This window comes from Halobacillus hunanensis (assembly GCF_900166655.1).
In the GTDB taxonomy this organism is placed as follows: Bacteria; Bacillota; Bacilli; order Bacillales; family Halobacillaceae; genus Halobacillus_A; species Halobacillus_A hunanensis.
Map to the genome: position 1 here is coordinate 291,808 of NZ_FVZB01000005.1, position 18,193 is coordinate 310,000.

Below are 18,193 nucleotides of genomic sequence, written 5' to 3' on the forward strand. Positions count from 1 at the left end.
TTTACTCATCTTTAAAAAATGCTATGACGATTCCACCTTCTCCTGCATGAGTTGAAATAATTGGTCCCATTTCTGTGAAAATGGAGTCCTTAAAGTTATAACGGTCTCTGATACTTTTAAGAACTGATTTGCCGCGCTCTTCATCATTACTATGAGAAATTGCAATCACTTTGTCTTCAAATTGTTGGGAATATTCTCCGATTTGTTCGACGAAGCGGCGGAGAGATTTCTTGTTCCCCCGTACCTTTTCGGCCACTTCAATTGTGCCTTCCTCAGTAGCCTTCATAAGAAGCTTAATGTTTAGGGTTTTGGCAATGGCCCCCTTTACTTTATCAAGACGGCCGCCCTTAATAACATTTTCCAGCGTTTTTAAGATGAAGAGGGTCGTGGTTTGCTCAATTTTCTTCTCCAAATGAGTGACAAGCTCCTCAAACTTAATGCCGCTTGCTGCCTTTGTAGCGGCTTCATGGACCAGAAGGGCAATTCCACAGGAAGCTGTTTTCGTATTAAGTACAGCTATAGAACGATCAGGCTCTTCTTCAAGCAGCATCTTTTTCCCGATGACGGCACTTTCGTAAGTGCTGCTCAAACCCTGTGTGAGCGCTAGGACAATAATAGGTGTATCCATGTCTGCTTCTTTATACTTGTCGTAAAAATCGTTAGGACTAGGAGAAGAGGTAGTAGGAAGCGTAGTGGCTTCTTTTAGCTTTTTGTAAAATGTCGGTAAATCTATCGTCAATCCCGTTTTATAGTGTTCTTCATCAAAATGGAGATTTAGCGGGACTATTTTTAAGTTATGATGTTCAACCATAGCTTGAGGTAAATCGGCCCCTCCATCGATAATAAGTTGAATTGACATTCTTTTCACCTGCTTTCATATAGTAAGTTTCCGTCTTACTCCAGTATTTTGGAAAGCTTATTAGGGGTTATTGGATAAATGAGTAATTTTAGGTTTTCTCAATTTTTTGGTGCTAATAATAAAGAGCACTAGCCCGAATAGAACGATCGACCCTCCAAGCCATTGGTACCAAGTAATTTGCTCGTCAAGCACCATGTAAGCGAGGATGGAGGCACCGACAGGCTCTAAAAGTATGCCCATGGAGATGGTAGAGGTGCTCATCCATTTTAATGACCAATTAAATAGCGTATGTCCAAGAAAAGTCGGAACGATGGCCAGAGCTAAAAATATCAGCCATTGATCGCTGGAATAACCCGTAAAGGAGTAATTCAGCGCCAGGTTATAAATAAATAAACTAATGGTAGCGATTCCGTACACAATAAAGGTATAAAACAGCAGGGAAAGCTGTCTTCGTAAATTTTGTCCTATTAGGAAATAAGCCGTCACCATTACTGCTCCAAGGAGGGCGAGAATGTCTCCGAGCAGTGCCATTCCATTGAATCGGAAATCACCCGAACTAATAATAACACTGCCTGTTACAGCAATGACCATGCTTAGTAAAGCCCCTAAGGTGAAACGCTCTTTAAAAAACAGAAACGTTCCAAGAAATGCGAAGAGGGGCTGCATAGATACGAGGATTACGGAGCTTGCGACTGACGTATAATTTAGGGACTCAAACCATAAGATAAAGTGTGAAGCCAGGAAGATACCTGCAAAGGCAGCTAACATCCATTCTTTTGAAGAAACTTCTTTGAACTCATGGGTGTGTTTCCACATAACGTAGGGAAGCATAATAATTACTGCAAGCGCCAACCGATAGAAAGCGATCATGGAAGCTGGAGCATCACTAGCTAGTTTCACCAATATAGCCGAAGTTGAAATAGATAGAACACCGATTGCTAACATGAAATATGGATGAAAGGGAGGCTTATCCAAACTTAACCCTCCTTCTGTTGTGATCACTGGCATTTACGCGGATAATAAAGTATATATGGTTACCAAACTTCTTTTAGTTTTTTAAAACGCTTTACATTATTTTATCATTGATACGTTTGAAAAGCATAATAAAAATGTGTAGAATATATACTGTTATGTGTGTTATGATGGATGAATCTATCAGGCAGGTGCTTCAAAGCCTCTCCCGTATAGCATTGGCAGGAGGCTTTTTTTACATGTTTTAATCACTGGTAAGGTAGAAGATTTTTTTAATAAAGGAGTATGAAAGTATAGTGACAACATTCAATTCATTAGGATTATCCAATCCGGTGTTGAAGGCTTTAAACAACATGGGGTTTGAAGAAACAACACCAATTCAAGAGCAAACCATTCCTCTTGGGTTACAGGGGAAAGATGTCATCGGCCAAGCGCAAACGGGAACAGGTAAAACAGCTGCATTCGGAATACCGATGATCGAGAAAATCAACAAAGACATCAAGTCTGTTCAGGGACTGGTGATCGCACCCACTCGTGAATTAGCCATTCAAGTAGCTGAAGAAGTGAATCGGCTTGGTAAATATAAAGGGATACGCACACTTCCGATTTACGGTGGTTCGAACATGGAACGTCAAATTCGTGCACTTCGAGACAACCAAATCGTTGTGGCTACTCCTGGTCGTTTACTTGACCATATCCGTCGTAAAACAATTAAACTTGAGAACGTTCATACAGCTGTTTTAGACGAAGCAGACGAAATGCTGAACATGGGTTTCATTGATGATATCCGTGATATCCTTAAGGCTCTTCCTGAGCACCGTCAGACGTTACTTTTCTCAGCGACTATGCCTAAGGAAATCCGTAATATTGCAACAACGCTCATGAAGAAACCTGAAGAAGTTAAAGTAAAATCAAAAGAAATGACCGTTGAAAATATCGACCAATATTATGTGGAAATTCCGGAAAAGCACAAATTTGACACGTTAACACGCCTTCTGGATATTCATGCACCAGCTCTAGCGATTGTGTTTGGACGTACAAAACGACGTGTAGATGAAGTTTCAGATGGTTTACAAGCACGTGGATTCCGTGCTGAAGGTATTCACGGTGATCTCACCCAGGGCAAACGTATGTCCGTATTGAATAAATTCAAAAAAGGCCGGATCGAGATCCTTGTAGCAACAGATGTTGCAGCGCGCGGACTCGATATTTCTGAAGTATCACATGTTTACAATTTTGATATTCCTCAGGATCCTGAAAGCTATGTCCACCGTATTGGACGTACTGGCCGTGCAGGACGCAAAGGGGAGTCTGTTTCTTTTGTAACGTCACGTGAAAAAGCACAACTCAACTTAATCGAGAAGCTTACGAAGAAGAAGGTTGAGCGTATGAGTGTGCCTTCCTCTGATGAAGCACGTCGGGGGCAACAGCAAGTAGCTGTAGAAAAGCTGACTGATGCTGTAGGAAATAAAAACCTTGATAAGTATAAACAGTCAGCAAGTGAATTGCTTGAGCAGCATGATGCTTCTGATCTTGTTGCAGCAGCTTTGAAAATGCTCACAAAAGAGCGCAGTGAAGTACCGGTTCGTTTGTCCTCAGTCCAGCCGATTAGTGTAAAAGGGTCACGCGGAGGCGGCGGAAAAGGAAGAGGCGGTAAGAAACCTTACCGTAAAGATGGCAAACGTAATTTTAAAAAGCATAGTAATAATTCCCGTAATTTTAAAGGAAAAGGAAATCGCGGTTTCCAAGATAAAGGACGTAACTCGAACGCTAAATAAACTGCCATGCTGTCAACCCTTCAAGGGCTGACAGCTTTTTTTATGCATCGGATCCTTATAGAGGTTATTGTCCTATAATACGAGTTGTACTTTGGATAAATGATTTTTTCTCACAGAAGGGGTTGGAAGTTGGACATACTAAAGAGGGAACAATGTGCTGTTTGAGTGGAGAAAATATACGCAGACTCCTGCGGGAGGGAAGGCCTAGGTGAGACACCGGAGTGCGCCAGCACAAGGAGTCTGTAAAAATAAGGAAGTTCGGTTAAAACCGGCATGTCCTGTGCCAACACCCGAACGACCCCACATCCTGTGGGGCCGCGGAAAGCGAAGTATATTTTCGTAGCGGGTTATATGCACCAAATTATAGTTTCTGTTTAGTTTTCATTTGATAAAAACCTTTTCCCCCAATAGCAAGGTGTTTATAAAATATTATTGGCAAGGGCCAACAGGACCAGAAAGATAATAACTCCCCAAAGTATGTTTTTTCCATATCCCCTTCCTCCTGCACTTCGCCTCTTCCAACGGTTCGGGTTAAATCCTGTGCTGCCATGACTATTGCTGTCGTGTTTCGCCCGGTTGACCCAAATGGAGAAAGGTTTAGCTTTTTTTAGAAAAGGAGGGGCCAGGGCAAAGCCGCCGATTAGACCGAAGACGTGGGCTATGACGTTAATATTCGGCCGTGTAAAGGTCATGAATAATCCAAGGATAAAAATCACCATAATGATTTGTGAATTCGCTGACCCAATTAAATGTTTGCGAAATAAGACCATAAATACATAGATGCCAAAAATGCCAAATATAGCACCTGAAGCTCCGAGATGCTGGTAAAAAGCATTAGGTGCAACAATATAAGTTCCAATATTTCCTGCGATCCCAGCGAGTAGATAAACACTGACGAACTTCACTCTGCCCAACATCTGTTCGAGGGCTGGTCCGAATAAAACGAGTGAAAAAGAATTGAACAGCGCATGGGCAAATCCACCATGCAGAAATATTGGAGTTACGAGCCGCCAATACTCTCCCTGAGAGACGAGGTAATTGTTCCCTACCCCGGCACGCAGCAAGTCAAGCGCAAATGAAAACTGGAAAACATAAATAATCAGCCATAATAAAAGGTTAATGGCTACAAGCCCTGATACAATCGGATAAAATTTTAGGAATTCTTTAAAACTTTCTGTTCTGACAAACATGTTATTGGTCTCCTTTAGAAGAGTATCTCATTTCCAATATAAGCAATGACATAGGCTAGTATTCTTTTTAACAAAAGAAAATATCGGGTATACTAAATTGTAATTCACCCATCAGAGGGCAAAGTATAAAGGAAGATGAAAATGATTAAGGGGATTGGCATTGATATTGTTGAAATTGATCGTATTAAACAAATTATAAAGCGAAATACTCGCTTTGTTCAAAGGATATTAACCAAGAATGAACAAAAGCGGTATGATCAGTTAACCAAACACCGAGGAGTTGAATTTCTGGCGGGGCGTTTTGCAGCGAAGGAAGCATTCTCTAAGGCTGTGGGAACGGGTCTCGGTAAGCTCAGCTTTCAGGATATTGAAGTGGATACGAATAAAGATGGAGCTCCAGTCATGCATGTGAAGGACTATGAACACCTCATGATATGGATAGCCATATCGCATAGTAAGAAGCAAGCTGTAGCGCAAATTGTGCTGGAAGATAGAGCAAATGACATAATTACATAGGTTGTCTCATAACATGTAATGCGGGTAGGAGGGAACGAAATGGATGTTGTGACCGCGCAGGAGATGTACGAATGGGACCATGTGGCAATAGAGTCCACTGGATTAGAAGGTAAACTATTAATGGAGAATGCGGGCCGTGCTGTTTGTTTTGATTTAGAAAAAAAGCTGTCCAGGCATCAAAAGGTTGTCATTCTGATTGGTGGTGGAAATAACGGGGGAGATGGGTTCGTAATTGCCCGAACATTATTAAACCATGGATACTCAGTAGAAGCTTGGCAGGTGGTTCCTGATTCCAAGGTGGAAGGGGATGCACACTTCCATAAGAAGCTTTTTGAGAATTCAGGGTACCCTTTATATCGTTTAGAGGAGATAACTGAAATAAAGGAATCTCTAGGACGTGCTGATGTCATTATTGACGCAATGCTTGGAATTGGTATGAAAGGGCAGTTACGCGGTCTGATTCGACAAGTTGTTGTGCTTGCCAATGACCAGAAGGCATTCCGAATAGCGGTGGATCTTCCGGCCGGAGTTCCAGCTGACGAAGGAATTGATGTTGTTGAAGCTTATCAGGCGGATTATACGTGTATCATAGCAGCCCTGAAGATGAGCGCTGTAATAGAGAATACTCGGGTGTATTATGGTGAATGGAATGTTGTAGAAATCGGTTTGCCGGTGAAAAAGCTTCCTTCACCAGACCGGAAAGTATGGCAGCGCGAAGATACTAAAATAACATTCCCGAAGCGACATGCAAATTCCCATAAAGGCAGCCATGGCAAAGGGTTGATCGTTGGGGGAGCAGCTAATATGCCGGGTTCGATTGCGATGTCAGCGAGGGCCGCGCTTAGAAGTGGAATTGGTCTTTTGGCAATCGCCGCTCCTAGGAGCGCAATTAATAACATCGCACCTTACGTACAGGAGGCAACATTTCTCCCGTTGCAGGAAGAGTCGGGTATGGTTAACGGAGAGATTGACACAGATGTGTCTAACTATGATGGATTGGCCTTAGGTATGGGAATGGGGCGCAGCTTGAAATCTCGTAAACTAGTTGAGGATCTTATAACTGCAGTCGAGTCGCCGCTTCTGATCGATGCAGATGGTCTTTATCAGTTGAAAGGTTTGCTTCACCTGGTGAAGGAGAGGACAAACCCTACCGTTCTCACCCCGCACCCAGGAGAGTTCGCGCATTTAGTTGATCAACCGATTTCTTCAATTGTCAATGCACCTTTTTACTACAGCCGTAAGTTCTCAGAAACTTATGGGGTTTATACTGTTCTTAAAGGACCTGCCACCATTATTACTGCCCCAGATGGTAGTCAGTCTGTAGATTTAACGGGGAACGCTGGGTTGGCAAAAGGGGGAAGCGGTGATGTGTTGTCAGGAATTTTACTTGCTATGATGCTTCAGTCAAAATCAATTATGGATGGACTAAATATCGGGTGTATGGTGCATGGAATGACAGCTGAAACGTTAACAAAATCGAAACATTCCATGGTGGACTTACTTGCCACCGATTTAATAGAAGGTTTATCCCAGACCTTTCGTACATTCTCTTCTTGATCCACAAATAAAACGTTCCCTTTGTCCTTCAGAAGAGACAAAGGAGTTGAGTGCATGCCGAAACGTTTTCCGATCCTTTTGTTCGTCTTAGTGGCAGTGATGGTCGTCATAAGTGCCTGTGGTGAGAAATCTAAAGAAGACGTCGTTGAGAAACTGTCGCAACAAGCTGAAGAAATGCCTGGTTATAAAACGGATGTAACGATGACCATGCGAACCGGCAAAGAAGAACAAAAATACCAAATTCAAATTTGGCATAAAGAAGATAACTTCTATAAGGTGAAACTTCACAATCAGGAAGATGAAAAAGGAAACCAAGTCATCCTTAAAAACAAGAGCGGGGTTTATGTCTTAACACCTGCTTTGAATAAAAGTTTTAAGTTTCAGAGCGATTGGCCGGATAACACCAGTCAGCCATATCTGTATGCTTCTTTAGTGAAAGACATTAAAAAGGATACAGATGCAGAGTTCAGCGTGACAGAGAACCATTATGTGTTTAAAACAAAGACAAACTACCAAAATAATCAAACTCTTCCGATGCAGGAGATTTATTTTGATAAGAAAACATTTAAGCCCGTTATGGTAAAAGTATTTAATCAAGATGCACAGGCATTAGTAGAGGTGCAGTTTGATAATTTCAAAAAGGCAGAAGGTCTTAAGAAGGAAGATTTCGATGTAGACCAAAACATGGCAATGGCTTCTGCAGAAGTTCCTGTCTCAAATATGGAGGAAGAGGGAAACAGTGCTAATGAAGTTCTTTATCCAAATGTCACTCATGGAGCTGAACTGGTAGATAAACGAGAAGTGCAGACAGAAGAAGGTACGCGAGTGATTATGACTTACCAGGGAGATAAGAGTTTCACCCTCATCCAGGAGTCAGCAGAAGTACAGCCGACGAGTGCCGGTCAGGCCGTCACAGTTAATGCAGACCCTGCGCTTGCTGGAGGTACAGTCGCAGCAATGTCGAAGCAACGAATGCAATGGACTGAATCAGGTACAACCTTTAATTTGGCAAGTGAGGACCTGACTCGGGAGGAAATGGTTTCAGTTGCAAGTTCCATCAATAGTCATTCAACCAAATAACTTTGTTGCAAGCAGGCTTAACGGTCTGCTTTTATTTTTAATAGATCATAATTACTTGAACCCCACATTTTAATTCTTCTTAGCGGTCGTTTATTCATTGTTGTTGACAGCCTGTTCTTCACGTTCAATAATAGAAAGATATTGAATCGGAGAGGAGAGCTTGGGCTTGTCATTCGAATCATTTTATAGAGATACTTGGGCAGAAGTTGACCTGTCAGCTATAAAATTTAATATAGAACAAATGTATAAACGACTTTCTCCACATACAGGAATCTATGCTGTCGTGAAAGCCAATGCATATGGTCATGGGGATATACAAGTAGCTAAGCAAGCCCTTGAAGCTGGAGCAGAACGGCTGGCTGTTTCACTGCTGGATGAAGCAATTAAGCTTAGACGAGCAGGGATTACTGCCCCGATCTTAGTTATGGGCTGGATAAGGCCTGAAGATGCACCTATTGCCGCCGATCATGACATTGCTGTCCCTGTGTTTCAGAAAGAGTGGCTGGATCAATTACAACAAGATGCCTTCAAAAAAACACTTAAGCTTCATATGAAATGGGATACAGGCATGGGGAGAGTAGGAATACGCAACAAAGAAGAGATGGATGCAATTCTTTCTGGCATTAAGGATAACCCATGGATTGAATTAGAAGCAATATTTACTCACTTTGCCACAGCGGATGAAGAGAAGCTGGATTATTACAAAGAACAAATAGCTCGTTTTGATACCCTGTACGATCATTTTAAGAAGGTATGGCCACAACCAGTTGAGATTCATACAGGGAATAGTGCAGCGAGCATGCGGTTTCCGGAAGATATGCATCACCATGTCCGTTTTGGTATCAGCATGTATGGACTTTATCCCTCTCCTGTTGTGAAAGGCGAACAGCCGATAGATCTTAAGCCCGCTTTTTCACTGAACTCTCGATTGATTCATGTGAAAAAGGTACAACCAAATGAATCCATTAGTTATGGGGCCACCTATCAGGCCGAAAATGAGGAATGGATTGGCACAGTGCCTTTGGGTTACGCAGATGGATGGATTCGCAAACTGCAAGGGTTTGAGGTGTTAGTGGATGGAAAACGCCGCCCTATCGTCGGAAGAATATGCATGGATCAGTTTATGATTAAGCTAGATCAAGAATATTCTATAGGAACTAAGGTTACATTAATTGGCAAGCAGAATAATAAAGACATTCATACAGATGAACTGGCCGAATATTTGGATACCATTAACTATGAGATTCCTTGTATGATAAGTTACCGTGTACCGCGCATGTATTTGAAAAATGGGCATATGGTAGAAGTAGACAACACTCTTACGAAGGTATGATGAAATACACGTAAGACAATACTCCTTACATTCAATCACCATGCAACATTTTTCACGAAAAAAATCCAAGACTCCTTTGCAATAGACACCTGCGAATGATAAGATTAAATTGGACTTATTTGACTGGTTTCTATTGAGAGAAGATGGTGGAGGTGTATGGTTTTGTCCGACAGTATGCAGGAGATTGTCATTCGTATTCCAGATAGCCTACTAAGTGAATTAGATGGTCATGTTCAACTCGAAAACAGTGATCGGAGCGATTTCATGTGTAAAGCAACAAAAATGTATTTGAGGGAAGAAAAGCAGCGCCATATTAGAGAATCCATGCGCCGTGGATATATGGAAATGGCTAAAATTAATTTAACTATCGCTTCAGAAGCTTTTCAGGCCGAAGAGGAGGCAGATCACACCCTGGAGCAATTAGTGAGCGGGGTGTGAAGCCTGTGATAGTCAAACGAGGAGACGTTTATTTCGCTGATTTGTCCCCGGTTGTAGGATCAGAACAAGGCGGGGTGCGCCCTGTTCTCATCTTGCAAAATGATATTGGGAATCGTTTCAGCCCTACAGTTATTATCGCGGCGATTACCGCGCAGATCCAAAAAGCTAAACTTCCTACACATGTTGAAATTGATGCTGAAAAATATGGTTTCGAACGCAATTCCGTTATTCTGCTGGAACAAATCAGAACGATTGATAAACAACGTTTGACCGATAAAATCACACATCTAGATGGGCCGATGATGCAACAGGTAAACGAGTCCTTGCAAATCAGCCTTGGACTTATTGATTTTTAAGATAAAGCTGTCTAAGATTAGGCAGCTTTATTTTTTTATGCTCTTTTTTTTCTTGAATGTTAGAATATTAATAAATATGTAGTCGTGTCTTTTGGTCCAAGGTTAAAATAGACTTAATTAGTGTATTATCTTCATAATGTTTGATAAAATTATGCACAGGTAGTTGTGACGTGTCGAAGCATTGAATGAAAATGTAGAATATAGTCGGGGGTTTAACGATGGATGAAAAGCTAAAAACTATTGTTTTAGAACACAGTAACGACATTATACAAATGTGGTTAGAAGAGGTTAATAACCATAAAAAAGGCGATTATACAGCAACGATATCGGACGAGCTTTTTGAAAGCACGAACCGCGAGTTTGTTAATGTTATTTTTTCCAGTATTGAGAGACAGGGATTATCCTCTGACATGGACGATTTCTCAGAGCGGTTAATTAATTTAGGATGGCCGCTTAGCTATTTGACTGATGGAATGCAGGTTTTCCGCAGGGTGCTTACAGAGTACATTTTAAGCCAATCGGATCAAATCGACTCAAATTACTTTTCTAAAGTGTTACGAGAAGTTGATGATTGGGTTGATCCGGTAATTAATCGTTTGGTTAATGAATTCTCTGGAAGCTGGGAAAACATTGTCTCTCTGCAGCGTGTAGCTTTGCAAGAACTGTCTGCACCATTAATTCCGGTGATGGATAATATTACGATTATGCCTCTGATTGGCACCATAGATACGGAACGAGCTAAGTTCATTATGGAAAACCTTTTAGATGGAGTCATTAAACACAATGCAGAAGTAGTGCTCATTGATATTACAGGGGTTCCTGTCGTGGATACGATGGTGGCACATCACATTATACAGGCTGCTGAAGCTGTACGTTTAATTGGTTCTCGTTGTATTTTAGTAGGTATCAGACCTGAAATTGCCCAAACTATCGTCAATCTTGGAATCGATTTAGGGAAATTCCCGACAAAAAGCTCACTGCGTAAAGGTTTCCAAACGGCGCTGGAGCTGACGAATCGTACCATTGAAGAAGCTCAAACGAATGATAAGGATATCGAGAAATTAATCGATTCTCTAGACAAGGAGTGAACACAATGAGGATTCCAATTTTAAAGCTTCATAATTATTTGCTTATTTCCATACAAATCGACTTAGATGATCAGACAGCTATTCAATTTCAAGAGGATCTATTAAGTAAGATCCATGAAAGTGGAGCAACAGGAGTTGTCATTGATTTAACCTCGGTTGAAATTATTGACTCTTTCATCGCGAAAGTGCTCGGAGATGTGGTAACAATGTCAGATCTCATGGGTGCGAAGGTAGTGCTCACGGGTATTCAGCCTGCGGTTGCTATGACACTGATCGATCTAGGAATTCATTTGCAGGATGTCCCGACTGCTCTAGATTTAGAACAAGGGTTGATCAAACTTCGTCAGGAACTGGAGGAGTAGATATGGACTTCCAATCCTGTGTCAATATTAAAAAGGAGTGGGACATTGTCGGGGCTCGTCAGCTTGGACGGGATATAGCTGGGAAAGTAGGCTTCGGTACAGTAGACCAAGCACGAATTGCCACTGCAATCTCCGAACTAGCAAGAAATATCTATCTATACGCTGGGACTGGGAAGGTTTGCTTTGAAACCATCGAAGAAATCAATCAAAAAGGATTAATTATAATTGCAATGGATGACGGACCGGGAATAAGAGAATTGAATCAAGTGATGGAAGATGGTTTTTCCACATCAGGGGGTCTTGGAGCAGGTCTGCCTGGGGTCAAGAGACTGATGGACGAGTTTGATATTCAATCTGAGCAAGGTAATGGAACAGAGATTAAGGTGGTCAAGTGGCTCCGTTAGAGGAGGTTGAGAAATGGATACTCTGAAGGTTGAATTAAAAAATTATAAAGAATTAATGCAAGAGTATATTAAAACGAAAGATGAACAGTCTCTTTATCAGGCCGAGCAATTCAGTAAACAGTCTATGCAGCAGAATATCTCACCTGAAGAGATCATTAATGTGCATATTGAAGCGTTACAAGATCTATACCCTAATATGCCTGATTATATTCAATCTTCTTTAAGTTTTTTATTAGAAACAATGATTTCGTATGGGATGGCTTACCAGGAATATCAATCGTTGAGGGAAAGGCAGTTAGAGCTGAAATCAGAGATCTCAGTTGCGGCTAATATGCAAAAAACGCTGTTGTCCACTGTAAAACCTGAGCGCAGGGATTTAGATATCGGTGCCATTAGTATCCCCGCCAAACAAATGAATGGGGACTACCATCACTTTGTTGAGGATGTTGATGGGACGTTGGGGATAGCTATTGCTGATGTGATCGGGAAGGGTGTTCCTGCTGCATTATGTATGTCCATGATCAAGTATTCAATGGACAGTTTTCCAGAAATGCGAATGGATCCGGATGTAATTCTGGGAAGTCTAAATCGTGTGGTAGAAAGAAACGTTGATTCAAGTATGTTCATTACGATGTTTTATGGATTGTATGATCCAGAAAATCACACGTTCAATTATTCATCTGCAGGGCATGAGCCTGGCTATTACTACAGCAAAGAGAAAGATGAATTTGAAGAAATCAACCCTTCTGGCCTGGTATTAGGCGTATCTTCTGAGACGACTTACCATAAGTACACTAGAGAGGTCGCTATTGGTGATATGATTATCTTGCTTACGGATGGAGTGACGGAATGCCGGCAAGGTGACCGTTTCATTGAACAAGAAGAAATACTAGAAGTAATTAGAGAGTACGCTCACCTTCCAGCTCAGCAAACAGTTGAACATGTTTATAAACATTTCGAGCGATTACAGGATTTTCAACTAAGAGATGATTTTACGTTAATTATTTTGCGAAGAAATGTTTAAAATAAGTTTGAGAAGGGTATTCCTTCTTCGATGAGTTTTTTAGGATTATTGGGAGGAGATCTAATTGAATTTGACCATAGATATAACAAAGCAAGATCGCGTTACGTATGTATCTTTAGTTGGAGAAGTAGATGCATTTACGGCTCCTAAACTGAAAGAATCCTTACTGCCTGAGACAAAAGAAGAAGGACAGACTGTAGAGGTAAACCTTCAAGATGTGAACTATATGGATTCGACAGGGTTAGGAGTATTTATCAGCGCTTTAAAATCAACGAAGGAACACAACACAGAGTTGAAGCTTGTCCAAATGCAGGACCGTGTATATCGATTATTTAAGATTACAGGTTTAACTGATATTATGGACATCGACAATACAGTTCGGGGTGGAATGTAATAATGGAACAATTTGATTTTGTCGAAGTTAAAGTCCCTGCCAAGGCTGAATATGTCGGTGTAGTTCGTTTGAGTACTTCAGGAATTGCTAACCGTATGGGATTTTCATATGAAGATATCGAAGACCTGAAAGTAGCTATTTCTGAGGCGATCACGAATGCCGTGAAGCATGCATACAAGGAAACAGGCGAAGGTGAGATTACCATTGGCTTTGGAGTTTACGAAAATCGTTTGGAAGTCATGGTTGCCGACCATGGAGGCAGTTTTGATCTAGGAGAAATTAAAGAAGATATTGGACCTTACCAGCACAGTGACGATATTAGTGAGTTACGGGAAGGTGGGTTTGGTCTATTCTTAATTGATGCCTTAATGGATAAAGTTGAAATCAACAGCAAGTATGGAGTTATTGTCCTAATGACAAAATACCTTCATGAGAATGAGGTGGGTCAAGATGGCGACCAAATCTCGACAACACAATGATGAGGTTTATAATTGGATAACAATTCTGCAAGAAAATCCACAAGATGAAGAGATTCAGGAAAAAATTGTGCTAGCCTATCGGGACCTAGTGGAATCGATTGCTCGTAAATATTCTAAGAACAGTACTATTCATGAAGATTTAGTTCAAGTAGGGATGCTGGGGCTTCTTGCAGCCATTCGCAGGTATGATGCTGAGTTTGGCAAATCGTTTGAGTCGTTTGCGATTCCAACCATAATCGGTGAAATCAAGCGTTTCATTCGGGATAAAACTTGGAGTGTTCATGTTCCCCGCAGAATAAAGGAGCTTGGTCCTAAAATAAAGAAAGCCGCGGAAGAGTTAACAAGTGTTTTACAGCGTTCTCCTTCCGTCATTGAAATCGCTGACTACCTCGAAGTCTCTGAAGAAGATGTTCTTGAGACAATGGAGATGGGGAAAAGCTATAAAGCTTTATCTGTGGACCGGAAGATTGAGGCAGATTCAGACGGCAGCACAGTAACCATCCTGGATTTGATTGGTAATCAGGAAGATGGATATAACCAGATTGACCAAAAGATGCTTCTCCAAAAGGTCTTACCGACCCTGAATGAGCGAGAGCAGGAAATATTGCAATGCACCTACTTTGAAAATATGAGTCAGAAAGATACAGGAGAAAGACTCGGCATTTCGCAAATGCATGTTTCCCGACTTCAGCGAAGAGCATTGAGAAAGCTGAGAGAGGCATTACAGGCCGAATCTGTTGAGGCGTTCTAATGACCATAAGTGACAACCAGGTAGCTGTTTCTGTCTATCAAAAGGCAAAAAAAGGGAACTACTATTGTGGGGATAGCTATTTTCATAAGGAAACGGATGATGCATTTATATGTGCATTGGCAGATGGCTTAGGAAGTGGAGAATTAGCCAAAGATTCATCTCAGGCTGTTATGGAAGTAATTGAAGAGTTTCCTAATCAGGAGATCGAATATATTATTAAGAAATGTAATGAGGTCTTACTTGGAAAACGAGGTGTCGTGTTAGGCATACTCCGTATTGACCTTAAACAACAAACCTATTCCTATTCATCAATAGGCAACATAGGGGTTATCACGCTCGCGAAAGATGGGAAGCGAAACAGGAATATTCCGTTATCCGGATATTTAGCAGGCTATCCTAAGAGACTTAAGGTAACACGTGGTCAGGTTGAGTCTGGAATGATCTTTCTGTTATTTTCCGACGGGGTGACTGATCGGCGTCTATCAGTTAAGAATACGAACACTCATGATATCCATTTCATCATTGAACAATATAAGGAGCTCTATGGTCAATTTCGTGATGATGATACAACGCTAATTGCAATGGAGTATAAATAAAGGGCCTTGTTCTGATCCAGGAATGAGGCCCTTTCATGTGTAGAGGAAATCAACGATTTAATTTGATACAATACAATCAAGAAGGTATTTGAAGGAGGCTTATTTTTGACTGATTTAATGGAAAAAACAGATATAGTAAGCATTGTAGCCAAGCAAACAGGTTTGGCTGCGAAACCCATTAACCAAGTTATTGAGTTATTAAATGAAGGGAATACAGTGCCATTTATCGCTCGTTATCGAAAAGAGCTAACTGGCGGTCTCGATGAAGTGCAAATTAAAGCCATCGAAGATCAATGGGCTTATGTTCAGAACTTAACACAGAGGAAAGAGGAAGTTATTCGACTCATCGATGAGCAAGGAAAACTGACCGATGAGTTAAGAAATGAAATAGAAAAAGCGGTACAGTTACAAAAAGTAGAAGATCTATACCGCCCCTATAAACAGAAAAGAAGAACACGGGCTACTGTTGCGAAGGAAAAAGGGTTAGAACCGCTTGCCCTGCTTGTATGGGAGCAAAATGACTTCGATTATGAGAAGGAAGCCGAAAGTTATTTCTCTGAAGAGCATGAGTTACATACCTTAGAAGAAGTTACACTCGGGGTCAACGATATTTTGGCCGAGTGGATTTCAGATGACCCTGAGTTTAGAGAACGAATTCGTAAACAAACCCACCAAAGCGGCACAATCGAATCATCAGATAAAAATGCAGAAAAAGATGAAAAGTCTATCTTTGAAATGTATTATGAATACCAGGAACCTGTGCGGTCAATCGTTTCCCACCGTGTTCTAGCTCTAAACCGTGGCGAAAAAGAGGACGTTATAAAAGTCTCGATTCACCCTCCAGAAGAAGCTATTATTGATTTGTTAAAACGGAATATTGTGAAGTCATCCACTTCCCAAAAATTACGCGGTATCGTAGAAGAGGCTATTCTGGATAGTTATAAGCGATTGATACAGCCATCTGTTGAAAGAGAAATTCGCAACACTTTATCGGAAACTGCTGAAGAGCAAGCAATTGAAGTGTTTTCCAGTAATTTAAGAAGCCTGTTACTACAGCCTCCCCTTAAAGGGAAGGTTGTCTTGGGGGTAGACCCGGCTTATCGAACAGGGTGTAAGCTTGCTGTAATTGATGAGACTGGGAAGAAACTTGAGGTAGCTGTAATATATCCCACACCTCCAAAGAGTGATGTGGAAGGTTCGGAGCGGAAAATACGCGCCATTTTTGACAAGTATTCGATCGAACTCATTGCGATTGGCAATGGTACAGCCTCAAGAGAAACCGAACAATTTATTGCAGACATGATCCAGAAGTATTCACTACCCGCTTCCTATATGATTGTTAATGAAGCAGGAGCAAGTGTGTACTCTGCATCAAAACTTGCAAGAGAAGAATTCCCTGATTTACAGGTGGAAGAGAGAAGTGCGGTCTCCATAGCAAGAAGAGTCCAGGACCCGTTGGCCGAATTAGTTAAAATTGACCCTAAATCCATTGGAGTAGGCCAATACCAACATGATGTAAGCCAGAAGAAATTAAATCAATCCCTTACTTTTGTTGTTGAAACAGCTGTAAACCAGGTCGGGGTTAACGTCAATACGGCCTCTTCATCATTACTTCAATATGTATCAGGTCTAAGCAAAAGTGTCGCAAACAATATTGTGAAGAGACGTGAAGAGATTGGAAAGTTTGCAACCAGGAAGGAATTAAAAGATATTCCGCGCCTAGGGGCCAAAACTTTTGAACAAAGTATAGGTTTCTTAAGAGTTCTTGAAGGCAAGGAACCATTAGATAAAACGTCTATTCACCCGGAAAGTTACCAAGCTGCTCAATCATTGCTTCAGCAAATTGAATGTACACCTGAGAATTTAGGTGATGAAGAAATAAGAGAGAAGCTAAATCGTGTAAATCTATCCACAACAGCAGAGCAATTAGGAGTAGGCGAGCCTACGCTGAAGGATATAATCAAGTCATTGACTGAACCAGGACGAGACCCAAGGGATGACTTGCCGAAACCGTTGTTAAAGACAAATGTACTGTCGATGGAAGACCTTGAACAAGGGATGGAGCTTGAAGGCACAGTCCGTAATGTAGTGGACTTCGGAGTGTTTGTAGATATAGGAGTTAAGCAAGATGGGCTTGTTCATATATCTAAATTATCGAATAAATTTGTAAAACACCCTATGGACATCGTTTCCGTAGGTGATGTAGTTACGGTTTGGGTAGAAAACGTAGATATACAAAAACAGCGAATTGCACTTACTATGCTGAAAAAATAACAAAGATAACCTGGGAGATCTTATTCTTCCGGGTTTTTTATTTGTATCGATGGCGATAAAAGTACCAGCACTGATTTAACATTTTGATTTGGTATTTATCTTTATTTAAAAAGGCATTGGACATTTGTTTACGCAGCCAGCGCGGCAATCGAATCTCCTCCTTTTGTATTTGGAGACATTCCCATTTATAATAGACTATGCAACAAGGGCGAGGGGTGTTCCGTAAATGTGGATTGAAAAACAACAACTACAAGAGTGGACAAACAACATATCACTCGAGTTTTTTGGTAAACCATATGTAGATCATGTATCCTTTAACTCTCGATTAAGGACTACAGGCGGAAGATATATCCCTTCGGATAGAAAGATCGAGCTAAACCCTAAGTATTTAGAAGAGATGGATAACGAAGAGTTTGTCGGCATTATCAAACATGAACTATGTCATTATCATTTACATATTGAAGGAAAAGGATTCGCACACAAAGATCAAGATTTTAAGGATCTGTTAAAGAAAACAGGCTCCCCAAGGCATTGCCAGCCTTTACCTTCTGAACGAGAAAAGCAGAAACACGTTTATTTTTGTACGCGTTGTTCACACGAATACTTCCGAAGAAGAAGAATTAATACGGCCAAGTATCGTTGTGGGAAATGCAGAGGGCAATTAAAAAAGAAATAGAAAAAGCATTGACGAATTTTGTAGTGCGTGTTAAATTAAATAAGCCTTATAAATAAGGCAGATCAG

Annotated in this window: 21 protein-coding genes; 17 read left to right on the forward strand and 4 right to left on the reverse strand. The window is 41.0% G+C overall.

Going from position 1 to position 18,193, the window contains the following annotated elements; translation table 11 throughout:
* Window position 1: 1 nt before the first annotated feature.
* Both B5354_RS02435 and B5354_RS02440 read right to left on the reverse strand, forming a co-directional pair.
* Window positions 2–859 (reverse strand): DegV family protein, encoded by an 858-nt coding sequence (locus B5354_RS02435; protein ID WP_079525618.1) that lies wholly within the window; start codon window positions 857–859, stop codon window positions 2–4.
* A 60-nt stretch (window positions 860–919) separates the two neighbouring features.
* Entirely contained in the window at window positions 920–1,834 is a 915-nt protein-coding gene (locus tag B5354_RS02440) for a DMT family transporter (RefSeq protein ID WP_079525620.1), read from the reverse strand.
* Between the two features lie 293 nt (window positions 1,835–2,127).
* Between B5354_RS02440 and cshA the strand changes: the two genes are divergently transcribed.
* Window positions 2,128–3,609, forward strand: coding sequence for a degradosome RNA helicase CshA (gene cshA / locus B5354_RS02445; protein WP_079525622.1), 1,482 nt, complete (start codon window positions 2,128–2,130; stop codon window positions 3,607–3,609).
* A 419-nt stretch (window positions 3,610–4,028) separates the two neighbouring features.
* Here cshA and B5354_RS02450 read toward each other — a convergent pair whose 3' ends face one another.
* Window positions 4,029–4,799 (reverse strand): rhomboid family intramembrane serine protease, encoded by a 771-nt coding sequence (locus B5354_RS02450; protein ID WP_079525624.1) that lies wholly within the window; start codon window positions 4,797–4,799, stop codon window positions 4,029–4,031.
* Between the two features lie 141 nt (window positions 4,800–4,940).
* Between B5354_RS02450 and acpS the strand changes: the two genes are divergently transcribed.
* The 15 genes from acpS (at window position 4,941) to B5354_RS02525 (ending at window position 17,451) form a co-directional block, all read left to right on the forward strand.
* Complete coding sequence (gene acpS, locus B5354_RS02455; RefSeq protein ID WP_079525626.1) at window positions 4,941–5,315, forward strand: holo-ACP synthase; 375 nt, start codon at window positions 4,941–4,943, stop codon at window positions 5,313–5,315.
* A gap of 39 nt (window positions 5,316–5,354) precedes the next feature.
* Window positions 5,355–6,872, forward strand: coding sequence for an NAD(P)H-hydrate dehydratase (locus tag B5354_RS02460; RefSeq protein WP_079525627.1), 1,518 nt, complete (start codon window positions 5,355–5,357; stop codon window positions 6,870–6,872).
* A 54-nt stretch (window positions 6,873–6,926) separates the two neighbouring features.
* Window positions 6,927–7,952, forward strand: a complete 1,026-nt coding sequence (locus B5354_RS02465; protein ID WP_079525629.1) for a LolA family protein — start codon at window positions 6,927–6,929, stop codon at window positions 7,950–7,952.
* Window positions 7,953–8,118: 166 nt separating this feature from the next.
* A complete protein-coding gene (gene alr / locus B5354_RS02470; protein WP_079525630.1) occupies window positions 8,119–9,285 on the forward strand; it encodes an alanine racemase in 1,167 nt (388 codons plus the stop codon).
* Window positions 9,286–9,441: 156 nt separating this feature from the next.
* Window positions 9,442–9,723 carry a CopG family ribbon-helix-helix protein gene (locus B5354_RS02475; protein WP_079525632.1) on the forward strand — a complete coding sequence of 94 codons (282 nt, stop codon included), beginning with the start codon at window positions 9,442–9,444 and terminating at the stop codon, window positions 9,721–9,723.
* Between the two features lie 5 nt (window positions 9,724–9,728).
* Window positions 9,729–10,079, forward strand: coding sequence for a type II toxin-antitoxin system PemK/MazF family toxin (locus tag B5354_RS02480; protein ID WP_079526733.1), 351 nt, complete (start codon window positions 9,729–9,731; stop codon window positions 10,077–10,079).
* A gap of 218 nt (window positions 10,080–10,297) precedes the next feature.
* Window positions 10,298–11,167, forward strand: a complete 870-nt coding sequence (locus B5354_RS02485; protein WP_079525634.1) for an RsbT co-antagonist protein RsbRA — start codon at window positions 10,298–10,300, stop codon at window positions 11,165–11,167.
* Window positions 11,168–11,172: 5 nt separating this feature from the next.
* A complete protein-coding gene (locus B5354_RS02490) occupies window positions 11,173–11,529 on the forward strand; it encodes an STAS domain-containing protein (protein ID WP_079525635.1) in 357 nt (118 codons plus the stop codon).
* A 2-nt stretch (window positions 11,530–11,531) separates the two neighbouring features.
* Complete coding sequence (locus B5354_RS02495) at window positions 11,532–11,933, forward strand: anti-sigma regulatory factor (RefSeq protein WP_079525637.1); 402 nt, start codon at window positions 11,532–11,534, stop codon at window positions 11,931–11,933.
* Between the two features lie 13 nt (window positions 11,934–11,946).
* Window positions 11,947–12,957, forward strand: coding sequence for a PP2C family protein-serine/threonine phosphatase (locus tag B5354_RS02500; protein WP_079525639.1), 1,011 nt, complete (start codon window positions 11,947–11,949; stop codon window positions 12,955–12,957).
* Between the two features lie 64 nt (window positions 12,958–13,021).
* Window positions 13,022–13,351 (forward strand): STAS domain-containing protein, encoded by a 330-nt coding sequence (locus B5354_RS02505; protein WP_079525641.1) that lies wholly within the window; start codon window positions 13,022–13,024, stop codon window positions 13,349–13,351.
* 2 nt (window positions 13,352–13,353) lie between these two features.
* On the forward strand, window positions 13,354–13,830 hold the full coding sequence (gene rsbW / locus B5354_RS02510; protein ID WP_079525643.1) for an anti-sigma B factor RsbW: 477 nt from the start codon (window positions 13,354–13,356) through the stop codon (window positions 13,828–13,830).
* On the forward strand, window positions 13,802–14,581 hold the full coding sequence (sigB, locus tag B5354_RS02515) for an RNA polymerase sigma factor SigB (RefSeq protein ID WP_079525645.1): 780 nt from the start codon (window positions 13,802–13,804) through the stop codon (window positions 14,579–14,581). The genes rsbW and sigB overlap by 29 nt, the downstream gene beginning before the upstream one ends.
* Window positions 14,581–15,177 carry a SpoIIE family protein phosphatase gene (locus tag B5354_RS02520; RefSeq protein WP_079525647.1) on the forward strand — a complete coding sequence of 199 codons (597 nt, stop codon included), beginning with the start codon at window positions 14,581–14,583 and terminating at the stop codon, window positions 15,175–15,177. The genes sigB and B5354_RS02520 overlap by 1 nt, the downstream gene beginning before the upstream one ends.
* A 117-nt stretch (window positions 15,178–15,294) precedes the next feature.
* Window positions 15,295–17,451: a Tex family protein gene (locus B5354_RS02525; protein ID WP_079526735.1), complete on the forward strand. Its 2,157-nt coding sequence runs from the start codon at window positions 15,295–15,297 to the stop codon at window positions 17,449–17,451.
* Between the two features lie 37 nt (window positions 17,452–17,488).
* Here B5354_RS02525 and cmpA read toward each other — a convergent pair whose 3' ends face one another.
* Window positions 17,489–17,599, reverse strand: coding sequence for a cortex morphogenetic protein CmpA (gene cmpA / locus B5354_RS20170; RefSeq protein WP_139377036.1), 111 nt, complete (start codon window positions 17,597–17,599; stop codon window positions 17,489–17,491).
* A 78-nt stretch (window positions 17,600–17,677) separates the two neighbouring features.
* Between cmpA and B5354_RS02530 the strand changes: the two genes are divergently transcribed.
* Window positions 17,678–18,127 (forward strand): SprT family protein, encoded by a 450-nt coding sequence (locus B5354_RS02530; RefSeq protein ID WP_079525649.1) that lies wholly within the window; start codon window positions 17,678–17,680, stop codon window positions 18,125–18,127.
* Window positions 18,128–18,193: the final 66 nt, after the last annotated feature.